Origin of the sequence: Agrobacterium sp. MCAB5 (genome assembly GCF_052114365.1) — a bacterium.
Lineage (GTDB): Bacteria > Pseudomonadota > Alphaproteobacteria > Rhizobiales > Rhizobiaceae > Agrobacterium > Agrobacterium tumefaciens.
Genome location: NZ_JBFREP010000009.1, coordinates 66,702 through 89,298 on the forward strand (window position 1 = coordinate 66,702; position 22,597 = coordinate 89,298).

The 22,597-nt window shown below is 49.8% G+C and carries 16 protein-coding genes and 6 pseudogenes; 8 read left to right on the forward strand and 14 right to left on the reverse strand.

Going from position 1 to position 22,597, the window contains the following annotated elements:
* Nucleotides 1-182 precede the first annotated feature (182 nt).
* The 3 genes from AB4Z23_RS19225 (at nucleotide 183) to AB4Z23_RS19235 (ending at nucleotide 3,522) form a co-directional block, all read left to right on the forward strand.
* Nucleotides 183-971: a DUF4394 domain-containing protein gene (locus tag AB4Z23_RS19225; protein WP_113049255.1), complete on the forward strand. Its 789-nt coding sequence runs from the start codon at nucleotides 183-185 to the stop codon at nucleotides 969-971.
* 576 nt (nucleotides 972-1,547) lie between these two features.
* The gene (locus tag AB4Z23_RS19230; RefSeq protein WP_441360618.1) at nucleotides 1,548-2,627 is read left to right on the forward strand and encodes a GSCFA domain-containing protein; all 1,080 of its coding nucleotides are present in this window, start codon (nucleotides 1,548-1,550) and stop codon (nucleotides 2,625-2,627) included.
* A 7-nt stretch (nucleotides 2,628-2,634) separates the two neighbouring features.
* Complete coding sequence (locus AB4Z23_RS19235) at nucleotides 2,635-3,522, forward strand: WcbI family polysaccharide biosynthesis putative acetyltransferase (protein WP_441360619.1); 888 nt, start codon at nucleotides 2,635-2,637, stop codon at nucleotides 3,520-3,522.
* Between the two features lie 836 nt (nucleotides 3,523-4,358).
* Here the strand turns inward: AB4Z23_RS19235 and AB4Z23_RS19240 are convergent.
* A complete protein-coding gene (locus tag AB4Z23_RS19240; RefSeq protein WP_112355533.1) occupies nucleotides 4,359-4,847 on the reverse strand; it encodes a hypothetical protein in 489 nt (162 codons plus the stop codon).
* Nucleotides 4,848-5,190: 343 nt separating this feature from the next.
* On the opposite strand from AB4Z23_RS19240, the pseudogene AB4Z23_RS19245 reads away from it, so the two are divergent.
* A pseudogene (locus tag AB4Z23_RS19245) lies at nucleotides 5,191-5,398 on the forward strand (transposase); the annotation flags it as partial.
* Nucleotides 5,399-5,442: 44 nt separating this feature from the next.
* On the opposite strand, the pseudogene AB4Z23_RS19250 reads toward AB4Z23_RS19245, so the two are convergent.
* Nucleotides 5,443-5,640 (reverse strand): annotated as a pseudogene (locus tag AB4Z23_RS19250) (hypothetical protein); the annotation flags it as partial.
* A 274-nt stretch (nucleotides 5,641-5,914) separates the two neighbouring features.
* Between AB4Z23_RS19250 and AB4Z23_RS19255 the strand changes: the two are divergent.
* From AB4Z23_RS19255 to AB4Z23_RS19265, 3 genes are all read left to right on the forward strand, one after another.
* Complete coding sequence (locus AB4Z23_RS19255; protein ID WP_441360620.1) at nucleotides 5,915-6,124, forward strand: hypothetical protein; 210 nt, start codon at nucleotides 5,915-5,917, stop codon at nucleotides 6,122-6,124.
* A gap of 143 nt (nucleotides 6,125-6,267) precedes the next feature.
* A complete protein-coding gene (locus AB4Z23_RS19260; RefSeq protein WP_441360621.1) occupies nucleotides 6,268-6,465 on the forward strand; it encodes an integrase core domain-containing protein in 198 nt (65 codons plus the stop codon).
* A 267-nt stretch (nucleotides 6,466-6,732) separates the two neighbouring features.
* Nucleotides 6,733-9,567, forward strand: coding sequence for a glycosyltransferase family 2 protein (locus AB4Z23_RS19265; RefSeq protein WP_441360622.1), 2,835 nt, complete (start codon nucleotides 6,733-6,735; stop codon nucleotides 9,565-9,567).
* Between the two features lie 204 nt (nucleotides 9,568-9,771).
* Here the strand turns inward: AB4Z23_RS19265 and AB4Z23_RS19270 are convergent.
* The 3 genes and pseudogenes from AB4Z23_RS19270 to AB4Z23_RS19280 all read right to left on the reverse strand — a co-directional run bounded on the left by AB4Z23_RS19270 (nucleotide 9,772) and on the right by AB4Z23_RS19280 (nucleotide 14,208).
* Nucleotides 9,772-10,841: pseudogene (locus AB4Z23_RS19270) on the reverse strand (IS3 family transposase).
* Between the two features lie 211 nt (nucleotides 10,842-11,052).
* Complete coding sequence (locus tag AB4Z23_RS19275) at nucleotides 11,053-11,871, reverse strand: polysaccharide pyruvyl transferase family protein (protein WP_441360623.1); 819 nt, start codon at nucleotides 11,869-11,871, stop codon at nucleotides 11,053-11,055.
* A 3-nt stretch (nucleotides 11,872-11,874) separates the two neighbouring features.
* Complete coding sequence (locus AB4Z23_RS19280) at nucleotides 11,875-14,208, reverse strand: glycosyltransferase (RefSeq protein WP_162696861.1); 2,334 nt, start codon at nucleotides 14,206-14,208, stop codon at nucleotides 11,875-11,877.
* Between the two features lie 270 nt (nucleotides 14,209-14,478).
* On the opposite strand from AB4Z23_RS19280, the pseudogene AB4Z23_RS19285 reads away from it, so the two are divergent.
* Nucleotides 14,479-14,712, forward strand: a pseudogene (locus AB4Z23_RS19285) (IS110 family transposase); the annotation flags it as partial.
* A 95-nt stretch (nucleotides 14,713-14,807) separates the two neighbouring features.
* On the opposite strand, the gene AB4Z23_RS19290 reads toward AB4Z23_RS19285, so the two are convergent.
* From AB4Z23_RS19290 to AB4Z23_RS19330, 9 genes and pseudogenes are all read right to left on the reverse strand, one after another.
* On the reverse strand, nucleotides 14,808-15,260 hold the full coding sequence (locus AB4Z23_RS19290; protein WP_441360624.1) for an NUDIX hydrolase: 453 nt from the start codon (nucleotides 15,258-15,260) through the stop codon (nucleotides 14,808-14,810).
* A 46-nt stretch (nucleotides 15,261-15,306) separates the two neighbouring features.
* Nucleotides 15,307-16,912 (reverse strand): annotated as a pseudogene (gene tnpC, locus AB4Z23_RS19295) (IS66 family transposase).
* A 69-nt stretch (nucleotides 16,913-16,981) separates the two neighbouring features.
* The gene (tnpB, locus tag AB4Z23_RS19300) at nucleotides 16,982-17,335 is read right to left on the reverse strand and encodes an IS66 family insertion sequence element accessory protein TnpB (RefSeq protein ID WP_162696862.1); all 354 of its coding nucleotides are present in this window, start codon (nucleotides 17,333-17,335) and stop codon (nucleotides 16,982-16,984) included.
* The gene (locus AB4Z23_RS19305; protein WP_441360625.1) at nucleotides 17,332-17,736 is read right to left on the reverse strand and encodes a transposase; all 405 of its coding nucleotides are present in this window, start codon (nucleotides 17,734-17,736) and stop codon (nucleotides 17,332-17,334) included. Before AB4Z23_RS19305 ends, tnpB begins: the two co-directional genes overlap by 4 nt.
* Nucleotides 17,737-17,999: 263 nt before the next feature.
* Nucleotides 18,000-18,263, reverse strand: a pseudogene (locus tag AB4Z23_RS19310) (integrase core domain-containing protein); the annotation flags it as partial.
* A 139-nt stretch (nucleotides 18,264-18,402) separates the two neighbouring features.
* On the reverse strand, nucleotides 18,403-19,266 hold the full coding sequence (locus tag AB4Z23_RS19315) for an ABC transporter permease (protein WP_112355131.1): 864 nt from the start codon (nucleotides 19,264-19,266) through the stop codon (nucleotides 18,403-18,405).
* Between the two features lie 21 nt (nucleotides 19,267-19,287).
* Complete coding sequence (locus AB4Z23_RS19320) at nucleotides 19,288-20,544, reverse strand: hypothetical protein (RefSeq protein WP_441360626.1); 1,257 nt, start codon at nucleotides 20,542-20,544, stop codon at nucleotides 19,288-19,290.
* Between the two features lie 22 nt (nucleotides 20,545-20,566).
* Nucleotides 20,567-21,220 carry an ABC transporter ATP-binding protein gene (locus AB4Z23_RS19325; RefSeq protein ID WP_112355133.1) on the reverse strand — a complete coding sequence of 218 codons (654 nt, stop codon included), beginning with the start codon at nucleotides 21,218-21,220 and terminating at the stop codon, nucleotides 20,567-20,569.
* 2 nt (nucleotides 21,221-21,222) lie between these two features.
* Entirely contained in the window at nucleotides 21,223-22,425 is a 1,203-nt protein-coding gene (locus tag AB4Z23_RS19330; RefSeq protein ID WP_112355134.1) for a hypothetical protein, read from the reverse strand.
* Nucleotides 22,426-22,597 lie beyond the last annotated feature (172 nt).

Consider the following 22,597-nt stretch of genomic DNA (forward strand, 5'->3'; position numbering starts at 1 on the left):
TCTGATCGCCAGCATGGTCGACTTGGGCATAATACCCATCGTGGCGGCATATGGATGCATCTCGCAAATATTTTTTCACTGCCTGCATCCAAATGCACCCTGCCCGGTGTCTTGAACTGTGGAAGCGTCGAAAACCAACCGCTGGACGCCTTCCGAACGGTTCAACGCACGGGAGAAATATCATGAATATCATCCGCTCCACTCTGATCGCCTCCGCCGCTTTCGCAGCATCGGCAAGCATCGCGTTTTCAGCACCGGTCCTCGGGCTGACCGGCGACAAGACGCTCGTCATGTTCGACACTGACAAGCCTGCCGTCACAAAGACAATGGATGTCACCGGCGTCGACAAGCTCATTGGCATCGATTTTCGCCCCGGGAACAAGACTGTCATCGGTGTAACGCCGGACCACCGCATCGTCTCCATCAACCTTGAGACAGGTGCTGCCACCGATGTGGCCAAGATGGACAAGATGCTGACCATGACCGAAGCGCCTGTTGTGGTCGATTTCAACCCAGCAGCGGATCGTCTTCGTTTCATGACCGGCACGACCAATCACCGCGTGCATCCCGATTCCGGTGCGGTGACGGTTGATGGAACACTGGCTTTTGAAGATGGCGACATGCACAAGGGAGAAGCGCCAAACATCGTTGCCGCCGCCTATACCAACTCTATCGGCAAGCCGGAAAAGACGGCGATGTACAATATCGACGCGACCATCGGCGCCCTGGTTCAGCAGACGAAGCCGAATGATGGCACACTGAAGGCAATCGGCAAGCTCGGCCTCAAGGACATGCCGGCAACCTACGCATTCGATATCCACGGCGAGGAAGGCGGCAAGAACACCGCATACCTGGCCGCCGGCAACACGCTCTACACCGTCAACCTCGAAACTGGCGCTGCCACCGAAGTCGGCGGGATCACAGGCGCAGACAACGGCTTTCGGGATATCACTATCCTTCCTGCGATGTGATTTGGGCTCGTAGACTGGGGATTTTAGTTGTCAGGAAAGGCTGGTCCGGTTGTGCGGGCCGGCTTTTTTCATTGAATCGGTCTGTTGGCGATCAGATCTTCGGAAGGTGAGAAAATCGGCGACTATTCGTGTGGAGTTGCTCGTTATAGATCGGGCAGGATCAGGTTTCTGATTGAAATGATGTGGTGGATGCCCCCTTCCGGCCGGAATCGGCGTATGATGCCTGCGGGAAGGGGCATCCACCCCATCAGTTCAGTAGGGTATCGTTGTGATATCGCTCAGGTCGCTTGCGAGCTTCACGTTTTCCCCGCGTGGTTCCATTCATTTGTGCGCTGCCGACTTGGTCGGCCCGTGGAGAATCCCATTTCGAAGACGACGTTATCGCGCGGCATTCGCCAATCCTTAACGAGGTCGCAGCAACACTCAAATTTGCATAATTGCGGGCTGCACCATAGGCTTGCGCATCAACACACGAGAAACTGTTCAATCTGCTGATTTTGTTGCGGAATACCAGAAACCGCGATATTAGTTAGAAAAATTTACTCGAAGGCGCCTTTGGTGCTCTAAGGAGAGCTTGTGACTACACCATATGACAATTTGCCGTCTGCGGCCTTCTGGCGTCGGTCTGTTTCGTCCGTTCCTAATTTTTTGATCGATCCTGTCCGAGGTGCTAGTTTCAAGATCGGTAGAACGGACGCAGTCGCAACGGCAGGAAGCTGTTTTGCCCAGCATTTGTCACGGGCAATAAAATCAAAAGGTTTCAATTACTTGGTCACTGAAGCTGGCGAGTGCTTGACCGATCAAGAACGGGATCAGAGAAATTTCGGAGTCTTTTCTGCTCGATTTGGCAACCTATATACCGTCAGACAGCTCAGACAGTTAATCGAAAGAGCATACGGGCTTCGAAAAGATAATATCGATCCATGGATTCGATCCGATGGCCGCTATGCTGATCCATTTCGTCCAAATATTGAGCCAGCGGGATTTGAGACGGTCGAGCAAGTTTATGCTGATAGAGTTGAACATCTTCGTCGAGTACGTGAAATGTTCTCAACACTTGATGTTTTGGTTTTTACTATGGGCTTAACAGAAGGTTGGGAGCATTTGGAGTCCGGCGCTACATTGCCGTTAGCCCCGGGCGTGGCGGGTGGCGAGTGGGATCCGACAAAATATCGTTTTGCAAATTATAAAACCTTTGAAGTCTTGGAGGATTTACAAGAATTCTTCAAAATCTTGAAATCCGTAAACGGCTCGGCGAGAATGCTATTAACTGTTTCACCCGTTCCGTTAATTGCTACCTACTCTTCAAACTCAGTTCTGTCGGCGACGGTTTATAGCAAGTCTGTTCTTCGTGTCGTTGCCGAGGAATTTTCTTCCTCGCAGAAAGGTGTCGATTATTTTCCTTCGTTTGAGATAATCACCAGCTTAGCTGCCGGCAACAAGTACTTTGAAGACGATCTTCGCAATGTCAGAAAAGAAGGGGTCGCGCATGTGATGCGGTCTTTTTTCAGGCATTACGTCGATGGATATGAGGCGCCTGTTGAAACACAGGCTCAAGAGCGGTCGACTATTTTGAAGCGCGTATCAGAGAGCCAGTCAAATAACTCGTATCGAGTAGTTTGTGATGAAGAATCAATTGAAAAAAATGTGATATAGGCGCGAAATGAAAATATCGCTGATCGGGAATTGCCAAATCGAGAGCATCCGCTCTTGTCTAAGTGTGATGCTTCCAAGTTCGGAAGTATCTTTGCACCACAGCTGGAATATTGTCAATGATTATCAGAATATCAACGATTTGGGTGCGTTGATTGATGACTCTGATCTTGTCCTGGCTCACCGGTTTTACAACTCAACGACCCTAGATTTTGATGATCTGACTTCTAAATCAAATGTTGTTGAATTCCCTGCATTGAATTTCTCCAGCTTCCATCCGGATTGTATTTATCTTGTTGATCATGATACCAAAAAGATTGTTCGGAGTAGTATCGGAGACTATAACTCGGGCCTCATTGCTTATAGCTATTCTCGGGGCTTAACTCAGGAAAAATGTAGGGCATCTTTTAGAGAAGAAGTTTATAATTTTTTAGGCTACTTTTCCAATTGGGAAGCTTCTTTAGCAGCGCTTAACGCTGAGTTCGATCGTTGCGGTTTTCCTGGCAATCAGTGTGTCCAAAAATGGCTCTCACGGAAGCCGTTTGTTCACTCGATCAATCATCCGCGTTTATTTGCCATCTATGATCTCGTTTCGCTCGCTCTCAGCAAGGCAAAAGTGGCGCATCGTCAGGTGGAAGATATTGAAGAATTTGTAGCTGATCCTTTGCTCAACTATGCTGGTTGGCCAATTTACAACGAAATTGCCGAATACTACGGAACTAGAGGAAGTTATGTTTTCAAAGGAAATGTGACAACTGATAATTCTCAGTATGTGTTTGATTTGGATGAGTTTATCAATAGTTCCTACGAACTGTATGCCAATGCTGGTGTTCGGCAATTCTCGAGTCAGATTTTTGAAACGTGGGACAAAATTGCGCTCAATGAGCTTATCAAATAGTCGCTCGCCTTATGGGTTGATCTCCACGTGGAGATGAGTCCGAGGTTGAGTGAACGATTGGAGCTGGAAGAACAGATGGAAAGGAAGACATACAGTCTACTGCCTTACAAGGAGAAGATGTATCAAGCTCCCTGTCACGCCGTTCAAATCGTAGTTTTGTCGGGATACCTAAAACGATGTACGTGACCTTGACCGACTTTGCTCGTTGTTGGTCACGCAATTCGATCACGGCAAGGCTGCCTTTATCGAGGCTATCCAGATTTATCACCCTACTGCTTATGCATCGTGGAGTGGCGCATCCAGGAAGGCGCGATGGCAGTTGTTCGACACACTGCCAAACAGGTCAGTGAAGAAGAATCGTGGCTTGGAGGAATGCTAGCGCGCAAGCCAAAGATGCTAGTGGCAGTGGCATTGGCAAACAAAATTGCAAGTGTCGCTTGGGCACTGATGGCTCGCAGCAGGGTGTATGAATCTCCAGCTACCGTCTGACCGCGGCGGCCGGAGTGTAGGCATGCGGGTGTGTTCTAACCGGAGGTTTATGGGCGAAGTTGAGAGTGACGAGATCGGAGAACCAGTTAAAAAACACTTGCCCCGTGCACGCCTGTCCGCTGTGGACCGAATCCCCGCACGAACAGTAATGGCCGTATCTAAAGCGATGCACTTCAACAGGCCGGACACACGACGCAACTCAACAGCATGCTCATGATCGAAGAAGAAATCACCTGCGTTCCGAGAGGTGTCCACACACGGTTTTAAAGAGGCAACTCAAGCCGTCCGTGATGCAAGGAGTTCTCTTCTCGCGCGCGGTGTGATCAGGTGCGATAGTGTTTCAATCTTCAGTTTGCGGCAGTATACGTCGCCAATCGAAATTCGGTCATCGGTCCCGTGTAGTGACGGATGAAATCCCAATCAGTCGGCTTCGTTGTGTTGTTCCAAACTGGCGATAGCAAGAACAGTTTATTTTTGAACACTGGTCTCCTTAGAAGGTTGATTACGTGGCCGTTGTCGCCTCCTTGTCGCGCCTGATCCATCTCGGGGATTTTGTTTTCGCGTTCAGAAAGAAGGGTCTTCAGAAATTGCCCCGATACTGGTGATCTCCCTCGCAATAGAATCATCCCGGCATTCGGCCGGAAAGAGTGTCCTAGCGCCAAGAACAGATCGAACGAACGATTTGCGGCTAACAACTCTCCAAACCCAGGGCAGGAGGGCATAATTTCAGCATCGCTATCAATAATCATGATGCCGTCATATGCACCGATCGCGTCTAGGGCTGCCACGTGCTTTGACCAGGTTGGGAGGGCACCCTTCAGAAGATTTTTCTTCACTTGACGGTACTCATACCCTTGGCGTTCGCAATAGCTGCGGTGGCTATCCGAATAGTCCGCCAGTGAATTTGTTTCGTAGCCGATATTTATATTGATGACGATAAATCGAGGGCTCCGAAACAGTCGAGCCGCGTTCTCAATGAGCTTCTTCAGAGTACACTCCTTTCGATCGATATCGCAGAGCGATCACACCGCTAATCCGCGCGAAAGACTCATAATCGATCGCTCTATTTTTATCTACCGCACCCAACAAAGAGGTGAATGATGGGGTAGTCCTCCCCGCGAATAAGGGGCTCTAAAAGTAAAATTTTGTCGGCAAGATGCTCGCGGGGATTTTAATGAAGGAGTGTCGGTGGCGGAGATCTGCCGGAAAGCAGGGATTAGCCAGGCGACTTATTTCAACTGGAAGAAAAAATACGGGGGGCATGCTGCCGCCGGAGATAAAGAAGCTGAAGCAGCTCGAGGACGAGAATGCGCGGTTGAAGAGGATCGTCGCGGACCTGACACTGGATTGTGAGATGTTGCAGGATGTCATTCGGCGAAATATAAGGTCCGCCCTGTCATTGCAAGAAGTCTAAGTTCTGGCGATAGCAGTTTGCGTTAATGTATCCGGCCTCTCTCGGAATTTGACGCGCTGAACGATCGCGCCTGAGCAATCAAGGGCCACTATATGGAAGAGGTTCTTTCCAATATCTATTCCAAAGACGCCGCACTCCTGCGGTTGGTTACGATTCGTAATCAGGGCCCTCCTTTGCCCATCCCCACTATGCTCTCGGGAGACAGGGCGGGCCATTCCATTAGCTCTAAGGCCTGCTCGGAAACGCGAGATGGTGAAAGGCATGTGCCGTGATTGGGCGATCTCGATCCGTCGTGCCTGGGGTGCGCTGAACTTCGATCGTTTGACTTACCACTAGACCTCTCGCCGTGCCGGTCATGCCGGTCTGGAACGTCGAATTCGTGAGATCTGCGAGACACGTGTCCGCTACGGCTGACGTCGTGTACATGTACCCGTCGAACGCAAGGGTTGGGGGACCAACATCGAGCGAACCTATCGCATTTACAGAGACTTGGGCCTGCAACTGCGCAACAAGACGCCGAAGCGACGGGTCAAAGCCAAGCTGCGGGAAGATCGGCAAATGGCCGTTGGACCGAACGATGTTTGGGCCATGGACTTCGTTCACGACCAACTGGCGACCGTCAAGAAACTGCGGGTGTTCACTGTGATCGACACCTTCTCGCGCTATGTGCCGGTGCTTGATCCACGCCACAGCTATTGAGAACGGGTATGCTGGAAAGTTGGTTATCCGAAGACGATCCGTGTCGATCAGGGGACTGAGTTCGTGTCCTCGCGATCTTGACCTCTGAGCCTACGCCAAAGGCGTCACCTTGGACTACTCACGGCCCGGAAAACCGACCGACAATGCGTTCATTGAAGCATTCAATGGCCGCTTCCAGCGGAGTGCCTGAACCAGACTGGTTCCTGACCCTTGCGGATGCCCGCGAAAAGATTGAGGATTGGCGTATAGACTACAATGAATATCGGCCGCATGGTGCTGTCGGCAATAAGGTGCCGATCCCGCTGATGAAATCAGGAGGCTCGACCAGCCCGCCTCCCTGAATGAAGCCTGAAAACTCTAGCCTCAGCTGGTCCAGAAACCTGGAGCGGTTCAAGAAAACCCCATACTCTCCTGAAAACTGGAGGGAAGATGGGTCTCAGGTCACATCGCCTCTCCTATTTCGGCGAAATACTGCCTAAAGTATACGGAGCTTAGACCGATCCTTCTTTGGGTGAATGCGATATCTATCGCATTCACCCTACCCCAAGGGTTGGCATCAAAACCGCACCGTTCTACGATCGAAGCAATTAGTCAATCAGGCACGTCACATGTCATCTAACTCTAGTTTAGAACGCATCTCAATCGATGATCGTATTTGCTTAGTTACAAGTGAGTTTGGAGACGCTGGAGGTTTCGGTAGCCTTGGGAATGCCCTATTAGGGGCCGTCGAAGCGCTTACACAAACTGGATTAACTGTGGACATAATATTTATGTCTGAGGACGAGGAGGATGTGGAAGAATGTAAAAAAAATCTAGCTACTAGTTCAATAAACATCATTTCGTTCAGTGAATTAATTTCAAATGCGAATTTTGCGCGCGCACGTTTCGGCGACAGCTCGGCTTCATACCTGATACTTTCATATATCCAACGTACAAGATACCGATATGTCTTATTTCCAGACCGATCGGCATTCGGATTTTATACTTCAATTGCACGCCGACTTGGTTTGATCGACGTTCCAGTGATTACCTATCTGGTAGGATCGAATCGTTTACTGCGACAAATCGAAGGCGGGACGCCGGAGTTGGAAGGTTATGAAAATGAAATGATGGAACAGGAACAAGTCGCGAATAGCGACTTAATTCTCTCCGAATGTAGTCTTCTTGTTTCATGGTACGAATCCAGAATAGGAAAATTGGCTCGATGGGAGCTGATTTGTTGGCCTCTTCCTATGTGGGTTAAGTCTCTCGCTAGACAACCTAAGTCGGAGGCCCCACACGTTGGGTCACCGGGAACAAAAAAGGTAAACTTGGTTTTTTTTGGAGGACAAAGTCGACTTAATGGCTTCGATTTATTTGTCCGGACAGCGCATGATATTCAAAATACGATTCCGGCAGACACTTGGATATTCGGGCCATTTCAAAATATAGACCACGAATTTAGTGGAAATCACGCTTTGCGGATTTTTTCATCTCATACGGGATCGATAAATTTCAGCGCTCAACTCCCATTTAAGCGCATAATCGAGTTCATATCTGACATGGGCGAGGCACTATGTATTTTGCCGTATAGGAAAACGTGGTCACCGTTCGATTTAACGGTTCTCGACGCGCTTGGTGTCTCAACAATCAGCTCTCTCGATCAATCTGTTGCAGAGATCACGCCCAAGATTGGTGAACCCGATCAAAGTTACTTTGTTAAAAAACTAACTGAGGATTCAATAGGCTACCTGCAAAACAAAGGATTTCCTCCACAAACTAGGAACTCAGGCGCTTTGCCTTGGGATGAGTTAATTTCTATTATAAACAGTATATCTTCAGAGTTTGTTGGCACACCTAAGCAAACCGATTGCCCTCTCGTCAGTATATGTATTGTCCATCATGAAAGACCGCGCTTTCTTAAAGCAGCGCTAGACGCAATATTTGCCCAAAGTTATCCCAGAATTGAAATTATTCTAGTTGATGACGGAAGCAAGACGCCAGATGCGAAGAGGTATATCGACGATCTTGAGAATAGCAGTGAAAAATATCGCTTCAAACTTAAGGTGATTCGCTCTGAAAACCGATACCTTGGGGCAGCGCGAAATCTTGCTGCTTCGCATTCAAGTGGAGATTTTATAGTTTTCCACGATGACGATAATATCTCAGAGAAAAACCAAATAGAAACATTCGTTTCCGCCATAATCGAAAGTAATGCCGACATTATAACTTGCTTAAGCTATAATTTTTCCAGCCACGAAAACCGTATACATGAAAGAGTAATAGATAATTTCCCAACGGGGCTCAACAGCATTTATAGCTTTTTCTCGAATAGATTTGGTGATGCTAACGCGATGTTCAAAAAGGCTTGCTTTCAAGAGATTGGTGGCTTCACGGAACATCGAGGTGTTGGCTGGGAGGACTGGGAGATTTTCTTACGAGCAGCGTTACGTGGAAAAGTAATAAAAGTCGCACCTGTTCCGCTGTTTAATTACCGAGTTAGTCAGGACGGTATGCTCGGCTCAGGGAATTTGGCCAAAAACTTCGAGCAAATATTTAAACTGCTTGATCAGGAGAAGCCACGCTTAAATGCTGACCTAATCAGGTGGGCTAACCGCGATCTCCTACAGATCGAGGCAAATAACTCTAAAATTCGAGCGTTAAAAAAAGAGCCCTATTTCGATCTGCGCCAACAGCTTTTGGAAACAAAACTTGGTAGCGAGAAATTATCAGATTTGTTTGTAGAACTGTCTACGAAATTGGGTTGGCATGTGACCGTTCATACAATCAAGAGTACTATTCGCGAGTCACTTGACATAATATCATTTCAAAAACCGCCAAAAGGATTTGGATCTGTCGTGGTTCCCGAGACGTTGATACGTGAAGGAGAACATTATTTGGTTTTCGAAGGATGGGGGAGGAATAAGTGCAATGAAATTATTATACCATCCGGCCTTCTTTATGAAGGTGTATTTCACCAACGACAATCGTTTTATAAATATGTCCGAAGCGACCTTTCCACTTACAAGGATAGAAATGGAGTTCGCGGCGCACTCGGCTTTAGAGTGATCTCTGCGGTTTCGTCCTCTCCAAAAAAAGTCTTATTTAGGACTAGATACTTCCGTGTAAAACTTCCTCATGGGCAAATATTAGATTTGTTTCTCGGTAGAGAGAAAGCAAAATCAATCAATATCGACTGGATAAGGAGATATCGAGAGAGAATTGTTGCTTTACCGTTCGCAAATTGGTCGGGTACTGTGAAAGTAATGTGTCAGGGCTTAGAACCAATATATGTCAGAGATGAACACGGGTTTTTTGTCGAAGTAATGAATACGAATTCAGATTATAAGGTGTTCTTTCACGAATCTCGGAATGGTCGTAGTGAGATAAATATTATCTCCCCTGAGGATAAGAAGCTTCTTGTGCTACTAGAGCCAAGTATGTTGGTTTCCACGAGGAACTGAGGCGGTAATCCCCGGCAATTAACTTGCTTCAAAAGTAGAATTTTCTCGGGCTTAATGATCAAGGAGATTTTTGATGGAGACGAGCAGATGTAGCGAACCGCAAATTGACCTTGCCCCGTTGAAATAATCCATTTTGAAGTAAGCTCTAGCCCATTGTGACGTGGTCCCCGTTTTTGGGCCAGCGGGAGCTGGAATTTTCCGGGGTTAAAGCTCAGCTTGGCGGGGTGCCGATGAGCTATTCATGAGCGATATCGGCACCTTGTTGCCGATCGCGATGTGTGGCCGGAACTCGTTGTGGTCTCTACGCCAACCCTCCATCTTTACCCATGCGTCGTCAAGGCTCATGAACCAGTGGGCGTTCAGGCACTCCGCACGGAACTTTCCGTTAAAGCTCTCTATGTAGCTATTGTCCGTCGGCTTGCCTGGTCGCGAAAAGTCGAGCACGACACCCTTGTGATATGCCCAGAGATCAAGGTCTCGCGAGATGAATTCGCTGCCATAATCGACACGTATGGTTGCCGGATATCCGATCTGCCGGCAGACCCGCTCCAGTGTCTGATTGACATCCTCCCCCTTGTAGCTAAAGCGAGCATCCACCACTGGCGAGAAGCGAGAGAAGGTATCAACAACCGTCAGAACTCTTATCTTGCGACCCGTGGCCAACTGGTCATGAGCGAAATCCATAGCCCAGACATGGTTGGAATGGGTCGGCTCCGTGCGGTCAGCCCGCAGCTTCGCCTTGACCCGGCGCTTGGGAACCTTGTTGCGGAGCTGGAGGTCCATCTCATTGTAAAGACGATAGATTTGCTTCGGGTTCACGGGCCAGCCTTCACGCTTGATAAGGATATGCACACGCCTGTAGCCGTAGCGTACCCGCGTCTGGCAGATGTCCTTGATCTTCAGCTTCAACTGCTCACCGCGCCTGGACTCGTAGACATACAGCGACCGGTCGACTTTCAACACCGAGCATGCACGCCGGATCGAAACCTCCCAATCCACTTTCAACGTGTCGACAAGCTTGCGCTTGCGGGCAGGCCTCAAAGCTTTTTTGAAAGCACATCCTGCAGCATGAGCTTGTCCAGCGACAGGTCGGCAACAATCCGCTTCAGCTTGGCATTCTCTTCCTCAAGCTGTCGCAGCCGCTTCATCTCCGAGGGCATCAGACCGGCGAATTTTTTGTGTCAATTGTAAAACGTCGCGTCCGAAATGCCCGCCTTGCGGCAGACCTCGCCGATCGGCGTGCCACCCTCCGCCTGCTTCAAAACAAGCGCGATCCGCGCTTCCGAAAACTTCGAGGCCTTCGTCGAATTCTTCTCTTCTTCCCACCAGGGATCATAAGTGGAAAATTCAAGTTCTAAATGGCCTAATTTATTGGGGTCACGTCGACTTCAGTGGTAGGTCAATGACCAACACTCCACCAACGGCAAAAAAGGCTTGCCTACGCAACGCAATTACAGAGCCGATTGGCAACCGCACAATGGCCTTTCACAGTAGATTTATAAATTTTTCAAAAAATATGCGTGAGGCAGTTCTGCACTCGTCGAGTGCGTCTGGGTGAGAATACGCCAACTTGCTAAACCGGCCCCAATCTCGAACATCACACAGTGGAACAGCGTGCTTTAAGCCGTAAAATTTTGAAGAGAAGGGAAAAGCGATAACTTTGCGCTTCAATAAAGTACCCCAATAAGCACCATGAAAGCTGCTGGTAAGAATTAACTCAGATTCACCAAGGTCTCTGATTACCTTTTCAAAAGGCGTGTAATTATCAATAATCTTAATGTCATGCGGAAGTAGGTTACGTTCGTACTCTCCGATTTCTGTTTCGACATGTTTATAAAGGATTACATCATTTTTAGTTTCAAATTTCTCATCAAAAGCTGAATCCATACACGATGGACACGGCGCCCAATCGTATGTGTCACTCACGTCCCGCAACCCGATTACTGTATAGTTATATGGGATCAAGTCTACATGGTGACGAATTGAAGACCAATTCGCGAGATTATAGTGGTTATGGCCAGCTCCCCAAACGATCAATTTCTGGTCAGCTCGCCTCCTCCTATAGACTTCGTGCAGTCCTGCTTGAAAATAATCAATATCAAGCAAGCCCCCACCACCGATCACAATACAATCAGCAATATCGAAGTCGGCCTCCCACGCTGATCTACGATCTGCAATCAAACTGTCAAGTATATCCCTACGAAGCACCCGCCAGCCTACCGGTGTGAAATAATCGAAAGGCGATGTCTTTAAATCCCCGATATTACTCGTATCCATTCGATTAAGATTCAATATCGTTTTCATGTTTCAAAGACCGTATTCAGCTGGGTCGTTAACAAGACCATAGAACGATAGATCGTTGGCTTTGAAAGCATCAATAAGATTTTTGCGCCGCATCGCTTCATGAGGCGTAGATGCATTTTCGATGAAGTGCATTATATACTCTGTCGTATCCCAGCTCGGAACTTGATTGTTAAGTTCGTTTGCAAACAGATCGCAATAAGCTACTCGCGCTCCGTGGGATTTTTCGCGTAAAAGTGCCGCGACACGCCAGTAAAAATAGTGTTTTGGTGCCATCCAATTGACATACAAATCCCAATATTTTTTCGGAACGCGCTCTTTGTGACGGCCCAACATTTCTAAAGCAGCAAATACCTCGATGTTGCGCTCAACGTTTTTACGCGCAGTCGAAAGTATTGAGTCTGGGCGCTGAACGTAATTGTAGGTAGCGGCCCCTACAAATCCGATGTTCTTAGCGGAGCCAATTAGAGCAGGTGTAAGTGCTAAGTCTTCAAACCATCCGAGCGAATATCTAGCTAAATCGTTATCGGTAAATGTATCTGTTAAATACATTTTATTCCAAGCATAGCATTCATAATTTGAAACCAAAGCTTGCGTGATAGGGTCGGGCTCACCCCAGAATTTGCTAAGTTCACGAATCTCGATGAGACGACCGTCAGAGGCCGTTACCTTGAAATCGCATATTGCGAGATCGTGACCTTGACGGAATGCAGCCTCAAGCAACGATATATGGTTGGCATCCAAAAAATCATCGCTATCGACAAAAGTGACAAGATCGGAATCCAAATGCTTAATAGCAAAGTTGCGAGCATCTCCCAAGCCACCATTCTGCTTCTCTAACAACTTGAAGCGAGTATCCACCTCTGTAATTGCCCTGGCGATTCTCCCGCTGTTGTCTGTAGAGCCGTCATCAACTAAGATTACCTCGATATGAGAATGGTCTTGAGCTTGGATAGATTTCAAACTCTTTACCAAGTATTTCTCAACGTTGTAAATTGGCACTACCACGCTGACCTTATGAGAGTTTTTCTTGGTAATTTTAGTTAGTTGAGAAGGAAATTCCACAACCTCTCTGGTGGCAGACTCGGGTGCAAGAGGCGCGGACCTCGGTTTAAGGTGCCAACTAGAAATAGTATTCAAGGGATTGGCGGCTCTTACGGCCTCAATAACTTGTTGCCGACCTATTGATACGCCCTCTAAAGCCAATTTTTTGAGTTGCTTGAAATTTTCGAGACCGTCAATCTCCTTCATTGCGGGAAACGCGATATCCGCGTTGCGCAAAAAATAGTAACTCCATTCCAACAATGGATTAGTTCGCTTCTTGCGCCGCAACTGGAGTTTTAAGGCAGAATTTTCTTTAGTCCAGCTATTAGCGATGTCGATCAACCCGTCTTTATAAGAAGTACTGTGTTCCGGCACCCACCCGCCATAGTACATGTGCTCAGCAACACATTTCCCATCGTTGAAGTTCGTCGTGAAAACATTCTCGGTTTCCACGAGATTTACACCGTCTAAGATCTGGCGGCTGCCGTCAAGTCTCAAGCCGAATTCTGTCGTGAGCAGCCATGTAACAATCACAGGAATTGGCGTAAGGTTTAGCTGTTCGTTTTCGTAAAATTTGCGGCTACGGTAAACATCTAAAATGCGTCCGATAATTGCATTTCGAGGAGCGGCCATCATGAAATGCGGGCCGATAGCAAAATAGTTTTCCCAACAAAACACCGACTCAAACTGCATATATTGGTTGAGCGGCCGATACAACGCGACATCTCCATCCGCGTACACGCCGCCGTTTTCGTATAATGCCTTCAACCTTATATAGTCGGTTGCGAAAGCCCACTTTTTTTCTCGCAATGCATCACGAAGGAAGGGTGTCTCATCGCCTTCAAGACTATCTATATTCCATTTCTTGACCTCGAAATCAGGGTGAAGCTTGAGGAATGTCCTCACATTTAGCGAAAGCGGCGCAGGGACAGCATCATCGCTAAGCCAAACATGGTGCAGTATTTTCGGAATCTTACGATCTGCCCCATTGACATTCATCGGAGAATCCAAATAGCTGGGCTTTAAGCCGTTTTTTATTAGTTCATAGTGGACGATTGGGTTCTCGCCGGTACCTATCAGGCTCGGATAATCTTTCAGATACATTGAGGTCGAAAAATTTGCACTAGGATCTCTCCGTTCGCGAGCACCATATAGATAATAGTGCAACGCAGGATCCATTTTGGAAGCGCGAACATCCGGATATTTTTCGTAATACCAATGAGCATCGAAGAAGTCGCTGCTTTTTATAATTGAAACAAACTCAAAATATTGCTTTTTTTTACCGCGGAATACCATGACGCTCCTTCGATGCATGTGCCAAAGCTCAACATCTGAAAGTATAAAGTTTTTACTTGTATCGCGGAGCTCGACGCCTCGATCGGCGAATCGGTACAGCCGCGAAAGAACACACCCAATAACTACTGGATGATTACTCGGTCAACACCCTGACGTTGTAAAAAATTATCCATTCCCTTGGAATACCCTCGAATTGTTGGTTATGGGATGGCCCGCCCTTCCGAAGACATCGAGTATGATGTCGTTCTCTTGAAGGGAAGGCGCCGAGTAATGCAGATTTCCGTACTGGGTATCGACATCGGAAAGAACAGCTGCAGCGTCGTTGGTGTAGATGACCGCAGCGCTGTGGTTGTCCGTCGAACGATGCGGCGACAGACATTGATCGGATTCGTCGAGAAGCTACCAACCTGCGCTATTGCGATGGAGGCCAACTGTGCTGCTCATCATCTTGGCCGGTTTTTTATCGCGAGAGGTCATGAGGTTCGGCTGATGTCGCCGGAATACGGTAAGCGGCGTTACCATCGCACCTTGGGAACGTAGTGTGTGCCGGTTTCGAAGCCTGCGGCCACGACGGAAGCGTTAGTGCCACGCCCGCAGCATCATCGACTGATGAGATGAGATTTAAGGCCTTTTGGATAAAGCTCTGGCTTTCCTTCGACATCGAGCTCTTGCGGATCATACCAAGCTGCGACCATTAAGGTACCATCGTCCTCCCGAAATCTAATTCGTTCTTGGCCTTCAAACGCTCCTTCGGGAAACGCGAGATTAAAAATGAATAGGATTTCGTGGCGTTGTTCACCCTCGTGGACGAAGACATTCTCAAGGACCATAGGACCTGCGAGAACGGAAACATCAGTGTCGATTTCTTCTTTGAACTCCCTGATAACTGCATCTTTTGCCGACTCGCCAAACTCGACGCCACCGCCTAGCGGACGAACGCCTTTTAGTCGCCCTTCGTGATCATAAACCTCGAATGCCAGGAGCTTGGGTCCTCGCCAATGTAGGCCGAGAGCTTTGATGCGGATCACACTGGATTTTGAATTGATTGTCATTCTTCCCGGCTATCGCAATCGTATATGTCCCGCAAGAGATTAGAGCTTACCCGACTGCAGTCTTCGAAGTACATGACTGATCACGGTAGCACCAAGGCAGCAACTCATCGATCCGGCTTTGCTTGTGGCAGGTGACGATGGCGGTGGGCGTGGCGGTCAAGTAAGTCAGCGGCTCGACGGCATTGAGCTTGCAAGTTTCGATGAGCGAGGCGATGATTGCCCAGTTCTCCGCTCCCGCATCGTGCCCAGCAAAGAGTGCGTTCTTCCGATTGAGGGCTATCGGCCGGATGGTTCGCTCGACGCTGTTGTTGTCGATCTCGATGCGGCCGTCGGTGAGGAAGAGCTGCAAGCCATCCCAGTATTTGGCGATGTAGGCCAAAGCCTCGCCGAGTGGAGACTTCGTTGCGACACGGGCGCGGTGATGGACAAGCCAGTTATACAGGTCTGCGACAGGTGGCGCTGATCGCTCTTGCCGTCCAGCGAGACGAGCGTCAGGATCGAGGCCGCGCAGTTCGGCTTCGATGCGATACAGTTCTCCGCTCCCGCTTGACGCCATCCTCGGCAATCGGTGCTGAGCCGTTGCGCGTGATCTCCACCAGCTTGCGACGTGCGTGGGCCCAACAATAGGCGAGCCGAATGTCCGGGCCAATTCGCTCAGGTGCTATCAGCCTGTTGTATCCGGCATAGCCATCCACCTGCAGGACGCCTGAGAAGCCCTGGAGTATCCGCTCGGCATGAATGCCACCGCGCCCGGGAGCGTAGGTGAAGGCGACGCCGGGCGGAGCACCGCCGCCCCAAGGTCGATCATCCCAGGCCAGCGCCCAGAAGTATCCGGTCTTGATCTTACGCGAGCCGGGATCGAGAACCGGGGCACGGTTCTCGTCCATGAACAACTTGGTCGAGCGCTTCAGGTTGGCGATCAATGCATCGAAGACGGGACGCAATTCGAAAGATGCTCGACCGACCCAGTCAGCCAGCGTTGATCGGTCGAGATCGATGCCCTGACGGCTCATGATCTGGGCCTGACGGTAAAGCGGAAGGTGGTCTGCATATTTGGAGACCAGCACATGGGCGACGGCCGCTTCCGTCGGCAGTCCTGCCTGGATCAGCCGCGCTGGAGCCGGGGCCTGAACGACGCCTTCGGTGCAGGCACGGCACGCATATTTGGGACGGCGAGTGGCAATAACTCGGAACTGCGCCGGGACGACATCCAGCCGCTCGGAGGCATCCTCCCCAATGCAATGAAGGCAACCACCGAAGGCGCAGATCAAGCTTTCCGGCTCGATCACCTCCTCCACACGGGGAAGATGTTTTGGAAGAAAGCCACGATTGATCGCGCGTGGTTTGGCAATCCTGATTCCAGTGGGAGGGTCTGCTTCATCCTCGGCATGGATGGAAGCCATGGACGTTTCCAGGTCTTCCAGGGCCAGATCGAACTGGTCGGGATCGGTCTTCTCGGATTTGCGTCCGAAGGCGGCCTGCTTGAAGGCTGCGACGAGCTTCTCAAGCCTTTCGATCCGCTCGTCCTTGCGAGCGATATGCTCTTCCTTACTGGCTATCTGGGCGTCTTTGTCTGCCGCGCGTACCTGGGCTGCAATCAGCATCGCCTTCAGGGCGGCAACATCATCGGGAAGATCGGCGGCGTCCAGCATGGCTGGAACCTATCAAATCCCGCGCCGATTTGCCTTTGGAATTTGCCGTGCTGAGTCATCTTGCCGCAGCTATTCGACGGTCTGCGGCGTTCTCGTCTGGACGGCATGAACCCGCCGCCAATCAAGGCCCGCAAACAGGGCTTCGAACTGGGCGTGGGTCAGCGTAATCAATCCATCTTTGATACCTGGCCAAGTGAACGTGTGCTCTTCAAGCCGTTTGTAGGCCAGCACGATACCGGAGCCATCCCAGTAGATCAGCTTCAGCCGATCCGCCTTGCGGAGCCGGAACACGAAGACTGTTCCGGTAAACGGGTCCTTGTGCAGTTCGTTCTTCACCAGTGCCGTCAATCCATCATGCCCCTTGCGGAAGTCCACGGGTTTGGTTGCCACCATGATCCGCACGCGGTTCGATGGAAAGATCATGTCGCCGCTGCCAGGGAACGAGCTATGGAGACGATCCGGGCTTCAGACGCGCCTTCCTCAAGACGGATCGTGATGGGGCGGAGGACGATCTCGGGGCGACCAACCGTTTTAGGCGGCAGTTCCGGAAAAGGCGGATCGACGATCACCGCCGCGAACTCTACCGCATCCTCCGGTGCTGGCAGGATCAGCTTGCCCTGTCGCGCCATCGTCCGCCAGGTTGAAAGGCTGTTGGCTCGCAATCCATATCGTTGCGCAACTTCATTGACCGTCGTGCCAGGTCTCAAGCTCTCTGATACGATCTTCGCCTTGACCTCGTTTGGCCAATGCCGGTGAACCTCACGCCCAGGCTTCCTGGATGTAAGAAACTCCAATGAGGTCTCCATGGAGAAAATCCCGTTCATGATCCATGGAAACCTCGATTACAGATCAGGCAGCGAAGGACAATGTGGGACCGAAACACCGGTTACGGAATACGTCCGTCCGTATGTGAAAACACGACGGAGATGCCGAGGGCATTGCCGAGGCCGTATTGTTCTTTACAGTCGTACAACGTCGGCCTGCACACGCCCAGCCGGTCGGCCGCATGTTGGGCACTTTCATCTCCACTACATAGTCCGATGACGCCGGTCATCCTCCCGTTTCTAGCGGGGCTCTGCAGTAGAATTCACGCAGCCATTTTCTGTACGGGCGTGATGCCGCCGATGCTCGTATTGGCCAGTCCGTTGTTATACGTCCATAACCAGTGCGTGGTGGCGAACTCCTGCGCCTCCTCAATGCTTTCGATGATGTTCTGGTCGAGCCACTAATGCCGTACAGTGCGGTTATAACGCTCGACATAGGCGTTCTGTTGCGGCTTTCCGGGCTGGATATGGTTAAAGGCAATTCCTTGTTTCTCTGCCCATTCCATGAGTTTGCCGCTGACATATTCAGCGCAGTAACACCTTCGAAACTTTGCGCTGAATGAGGCCACGGCGATTCGATCGACCCCGCTGGCCGCGACTAAGCGAAATGCTTGTCCCCAACTTGCTGGAATCGCTGGCACGATACATCAAAATCCGCATAAGAAGTTACGTTTGTATGAAACGTCTCAACATACGTTCCATCAAAAGACCGATGGCTAGGCTTCCAAATGCCCAGCCCGCGAGATAAGTTTTGCTCAACTGATAGGCAGGATAACCGAGATAATAGGCAGATCTCATCCACTCGACGGCGTGAAAAGCTGGATTGTATGAACAGTAATACGCAACCAGATCAGGAAAAGAGTGCAAATAAATCGGAGCGCCTGAGCTGATGTAAATCACTGCGGTAAAAAGAGAATAAAACATCGCGAAGAACGGCCACAAAGCAGAAACAACGCTTATTACGATACCCACTCCGACCGATAGGACAGCAACCAGCGCGAGAACTGATATTACATCGATCATCGACCTCGGAACCGGACTGGAGCCGACAGATAATATGATTGCAGTCATAAAAAAAATTGCTAGCACGACACCAACCAACTCCAAGGCAGACCTCGCTATGATGATATCTAACAATTTCACAACTGGGAAAGCGAGCATTCCTTTGTTTGCTAGAAGCGACACCGACATAAAGCGTGAAACATAGGTAAACATAAGCACGGGAATGAGACCAGTGGCAAAAAACAGAACGAGATCGTCTCCAAACACCGCTTGTCTGTCCATTACCTTATAGATTGCGAGAAGCATCGCCATATGCGCCACCGGAAACAGCGGAACAATCAGGAAACCAAGACCATGATCAAAGTACCGGCTACGAATATCGCGTAATATGACTGCGTGCATTACGTTAAGCTTGCGCCTTAATGCCTCTTTTATTGATGCCTTCTCTCTGTCCCTACTGGGATAACGCGCAGACCGCTCCATATTTAAGCTCATCAGCGGGCTAATCTTACTTGCATATTTAGTCACCTTCGCGATCTTAAGTAAGCACTAGTCGAGTTTTTTCCTCGCCAGAAACAGCGTACCGCACGCAAACATAGCAATCGCCGCAAAGATCAGCAGAGCAAGAAACAAGTTTAATGCAACTTTAGGATACTTTGGAAAATCAGGCAAAGTGGGCTGGGTGAAATTATCCACGTAAACAAGCTGCAAAGAGCTCACGAGTTTGACCTTTTCAAGATCAGTAATAGCGGATTTCAGCTTGTCTTCTCCAAGCTTCAGATTGAGCTGCGCATTTTCGAATGCTGTCGCATTTCCTGATAGACTATCCTTTTGCGCACTCGCAGCGCTGTCTCGCAACCGTGCTGCTTCTGCTTTTAGGCCATCTAACCGGCGCTCGATTTCGGACAACTGCGGCGAACCCTGCCCTATAGTTTGAATGAGCGCGTTGCGGCGGCTTTCTAGATCAGCGATGTTTGCTTCAACTCCGGTCAAAACGGTACTGAGCCGCTCTGCTGACATATCCAAATCAAAGATTCCACTTGAATTCTGAATGTCGCGGAGCTTCCCACGCAGATCGCCTACCTCCTGCGTGGCACTATCGACATCCTGTTGCGTAGCTCGGAACAGATCATCCCACATTCCTGAGCTGAGCCTATTAACCTGTTGTTCCGACAGGCGAAGCACAAGCTCCAGCAGGTCACGGGCCTGTTGAGCAGTATACCCAGCGACTTCAAGCTCGACGATTCCGCTTTTTGGATTTACAGATGCCGTGTAATGCTTCCGCCAATATTTCAGGATCTCATCCTGATTGGCATCCGCTTTCAGCCGCGATAGACGATCGATATCATCGCTGGCGAAGTAGTCCTTCAGCGAGACCTTCTTTTCAAGATCCTGCACCATAGCGGGGCTATCGATATAATTGAGCAGAACGGCAGTGTCCTGCACGATCTTTGCTTTTGGCTCGACGGTGGAACTCGAGTAACGGTCCCGGCTCAACATTGGAGCGGAAGAGCGAAGTACGAAGCGCACCTCGGACGCGTATCGCGGGCTTGCGATAAAAACGTAATAGACCGTGCTTGCTATCATCGGGATGATAAAAGTCAGCACGAAACAAACGAGGATAAGTATCGAGAAAACTTTGTCACGCGTGCGCGGCGCAAGGCCCGCCAGACGATATAGGTTGCGACGCGAGCGGTTTTCAAATGTCAGCATGCGAGCGTAAGCGCTCAGAGCGGATGCCATTTTCTGCCGGCGCTCAGATGCCGATAATGCACCTTGCTGAACAATCTGATTACTATCCGTCACGTGTTTCCCCTGCCACTAGCTGCTAGCGATTTAGGCGCATATAGGTGGCGATACCTTGCTCAACACTATCAAACTGCACCATGTGGCCGTCAATCAAAACTATAGCAACATCGCAATAGTCCTTGATTGTGTCCATATCGTGCGAAATGATAATGACATCTGACTTCTCCCGCCGCTGCCGGAAGGCCTCACGACAACGTCTCTGAAAGTTAGAATCACCCACCGCAGTGATCTCATCGACCAGGTAGCAATCGAATTCGATCGCCATGGAGAGACCAAAGGCAAACCGCGCCATCATGCCGGAAGAATAGGTTCTAAGAGGCTCGTTCAGATAGCTGCCGATCTCTGCGAAGTCCGCAACAAACCTAAGGACGCGGCGAAAATCCTCTCCATAGGCCCTCGCGACGAATTTAAGGTTTTCCTTGCCGCTCAATTGATTGTTCAAGCCATTGGCAAAACCTAGTGGCCACGACACTCGAACGTTTCGCTTTATGCGGCCGGAATTCGGCAGTTCGGCACCCGATATCAGCCGCATTGTCGTTGATTTGCCGGCACCATTCACGCCAAGCAGCCCGTAGGAACGGCCCGCTTCGAAGTGCATAGTCTGATCTCGAAGGATGTAACGTCGGTGCGCGGCGGTCTTATAGTACTTCGTCACTCGATCCAGCGTGATCATTCCTACACCCGATGGTCTTCGACGGACATCCATATGAGCGTTGCTGTCATCCATAAGGTCAGCAAGCCCCCAAAGATGATCAGCCACTGGGAGAAACGTTGCGGATAGCGTGATTCCTCCGGGATTTGCGCGTCCGAGAAAATCGAGATGAACGTCGTCCGCTTCAGCGCGGTGGACTTGGCTGTGTCCAGATTGCGCACAGTTGATTCGTAGAGCGCTTGCGTAACGATCCGCTGCGTCTCCAGTCGGGAAAACTCCGTCATGCTGCTTGAAAGTTGGACACCAGTTGAAGGTGTGGTGGACCCTGCGACGCTGTCCTGTCGCAGCCTGATTTGATCGTCTATGGCTTCTATGGTGCGCTTTAGTTCTCGTCCGCGCGCCGAATTGTCAGCGCCAGCCGCCGTCAACGAGTTCAGAGTGACTGTTAGTGTCAGCTTTTGCTCGGTCAACTTGGCAATGACCGCATTCGACATCTTGGCTGAGGCCAAGGGATCGAGGATGCCAGTCTTGTTCTGGTACTCTCGCAGGTCATCTAATGCCTTACGGTATTCCGCGAGTGCGACATCCATATCGACTTCGCCACGCCTAATCAGATCATGTTTCGCTTTTTCAGAAATGTTATCAATCATTTCGTTGGCAGCCTGCATAGCTGCCTTTGAGATCGTCACGGCATCGGCTGACGAATAGGCTCTGATTGTTAAAACGATAATTCCTGATGGACCATCGACATATGTATCGACCTGGCTTGTCCAATATTTGTGTAAATCCTCAAATCTCGCACCGGCGGGCAGACGCGAGAACCAGTCAATCTCCGGTTTTGAGAACAAGTCGTGGAGTTTGATACGCTCGTTGAGGATTCGCACCATTTGCGGCGATTCCAGATAGTTGGCGACTATATACGAATCTTGTGTGAGCGAATCGCCACCGATGATGGATCGACCATCGCGTTTCTCGGATGTATCGAATTGCTCGCTTACCCCGATCGTACGTACAACCATCCGCGATTCAGAAATATACTGGCTGCTTGCAAAAAAGGCGTAATAGATGCCCGCCAGAATGCTAGGCAAAATAACGAAAAGTAAAAAGGATTTTTTCTTAGTAAAGAACCCTTTGCCTTCGCCGAACTCGTCATCATCGTCCACCACAGCGGATACCAGATCAACATCACCATTCGCTTGGCTCAGGTGACCAACCTCAACATTCATATCTAACGCCTATCCAAGACTGGTCGCTCCGACATATCGAGGGCAAATTGAAAACCACTCCGTTCGAATTCTGGGTCGATCTAACGATCCAATACAGTCGCCATTTGGTTTTACGGTGGCGACGCAGCCACAAGTTTATACCGACAACAGCGGATGAATGCCAGAGACTAAG

Excerpts from the sequence above, each read along its gene's own strand:
- AB4Z23_RS19225 (WP_113049255.1), top strand. The coding sequence starts at position 183 with ATGAATATCATCCGCTCCACTCTGATCGCCTCCGCCGCTTTCGCAGCA.
- AB4Z23_RS19235 (WP_441360619.1), top strand. The coding sequence starts at position 2,635 with ATGAAAATATCGCTGATCGGGAATTGCCAAATCGAGAGCATCCGCTCT.
- AB4Z23_RS19260 (WP_441360621.1), top strand. The coding sequence starts at position 6,268 with ATGCGTTCATTGAAGCATTCAATGGCCGCTTCCAGCGGAGTGCCTGAA.
- AB4Z23_RS19265 (WP_441360622.1), top strand. The coding sequence starts at position 6,733 with ATGTCATCTAACTCTAGTTTAGAACGCATCTCAATCGATGATCGTATT.
- AB4Z23_RS19275 (WP_441360623.1), bottom strand. The coding sequence starts at position 11,871 with ATGAAAACGATATTGAATCTTAATCGAATGGATACGAGTAATATCGGG.
- AB4Z23_RS19280 (WP_162696861.1), bottom strand. The coding sequence starts at position 14,208 with ATGGTATTCCGCGGTAAAAAAAAGCAATATTTTGAGTTTGTTTCAATT.
- AB4Z23_RS19290 (WP_441360624.1), bottom strand. The coding sequence starts at position 15,260 with ATGACAATCAATTCAAAATCCAGTGTGATCCGCATCAAAGCTCTCGGC.
- tnpB (WP_162696862.1), bottom strand. The coding sequence starts at position 17,335 with ATGATCTTTCCATCGAACCGCGTGCGGATCATGGTGGCAACCAAACCC.
- AB4Z23_RS19305 (WP_441360625.1), bottom strand. The coding sequence starts at position 17,736 with ATGAACGGGATTTTCTCCATGGAGACCTCATTGGAGTTTCTTACATCC.
- AB4Z23_RS19325 (WP_112355133.1), bottom strand. The coding sequence starts at position 21,220 with ATGATCACGCTGGATCGAGTGACGAAGTACTATAAGACCGCCGCGCAC.
- AB4Z23_RS19330 (WP_112355134.1), bottom strand. The coding sequence starts at position 22,425 with ATGAATGTTGAGGTTGGTCACCTGAGCCAAGCGAATGGTGATGTTGAT.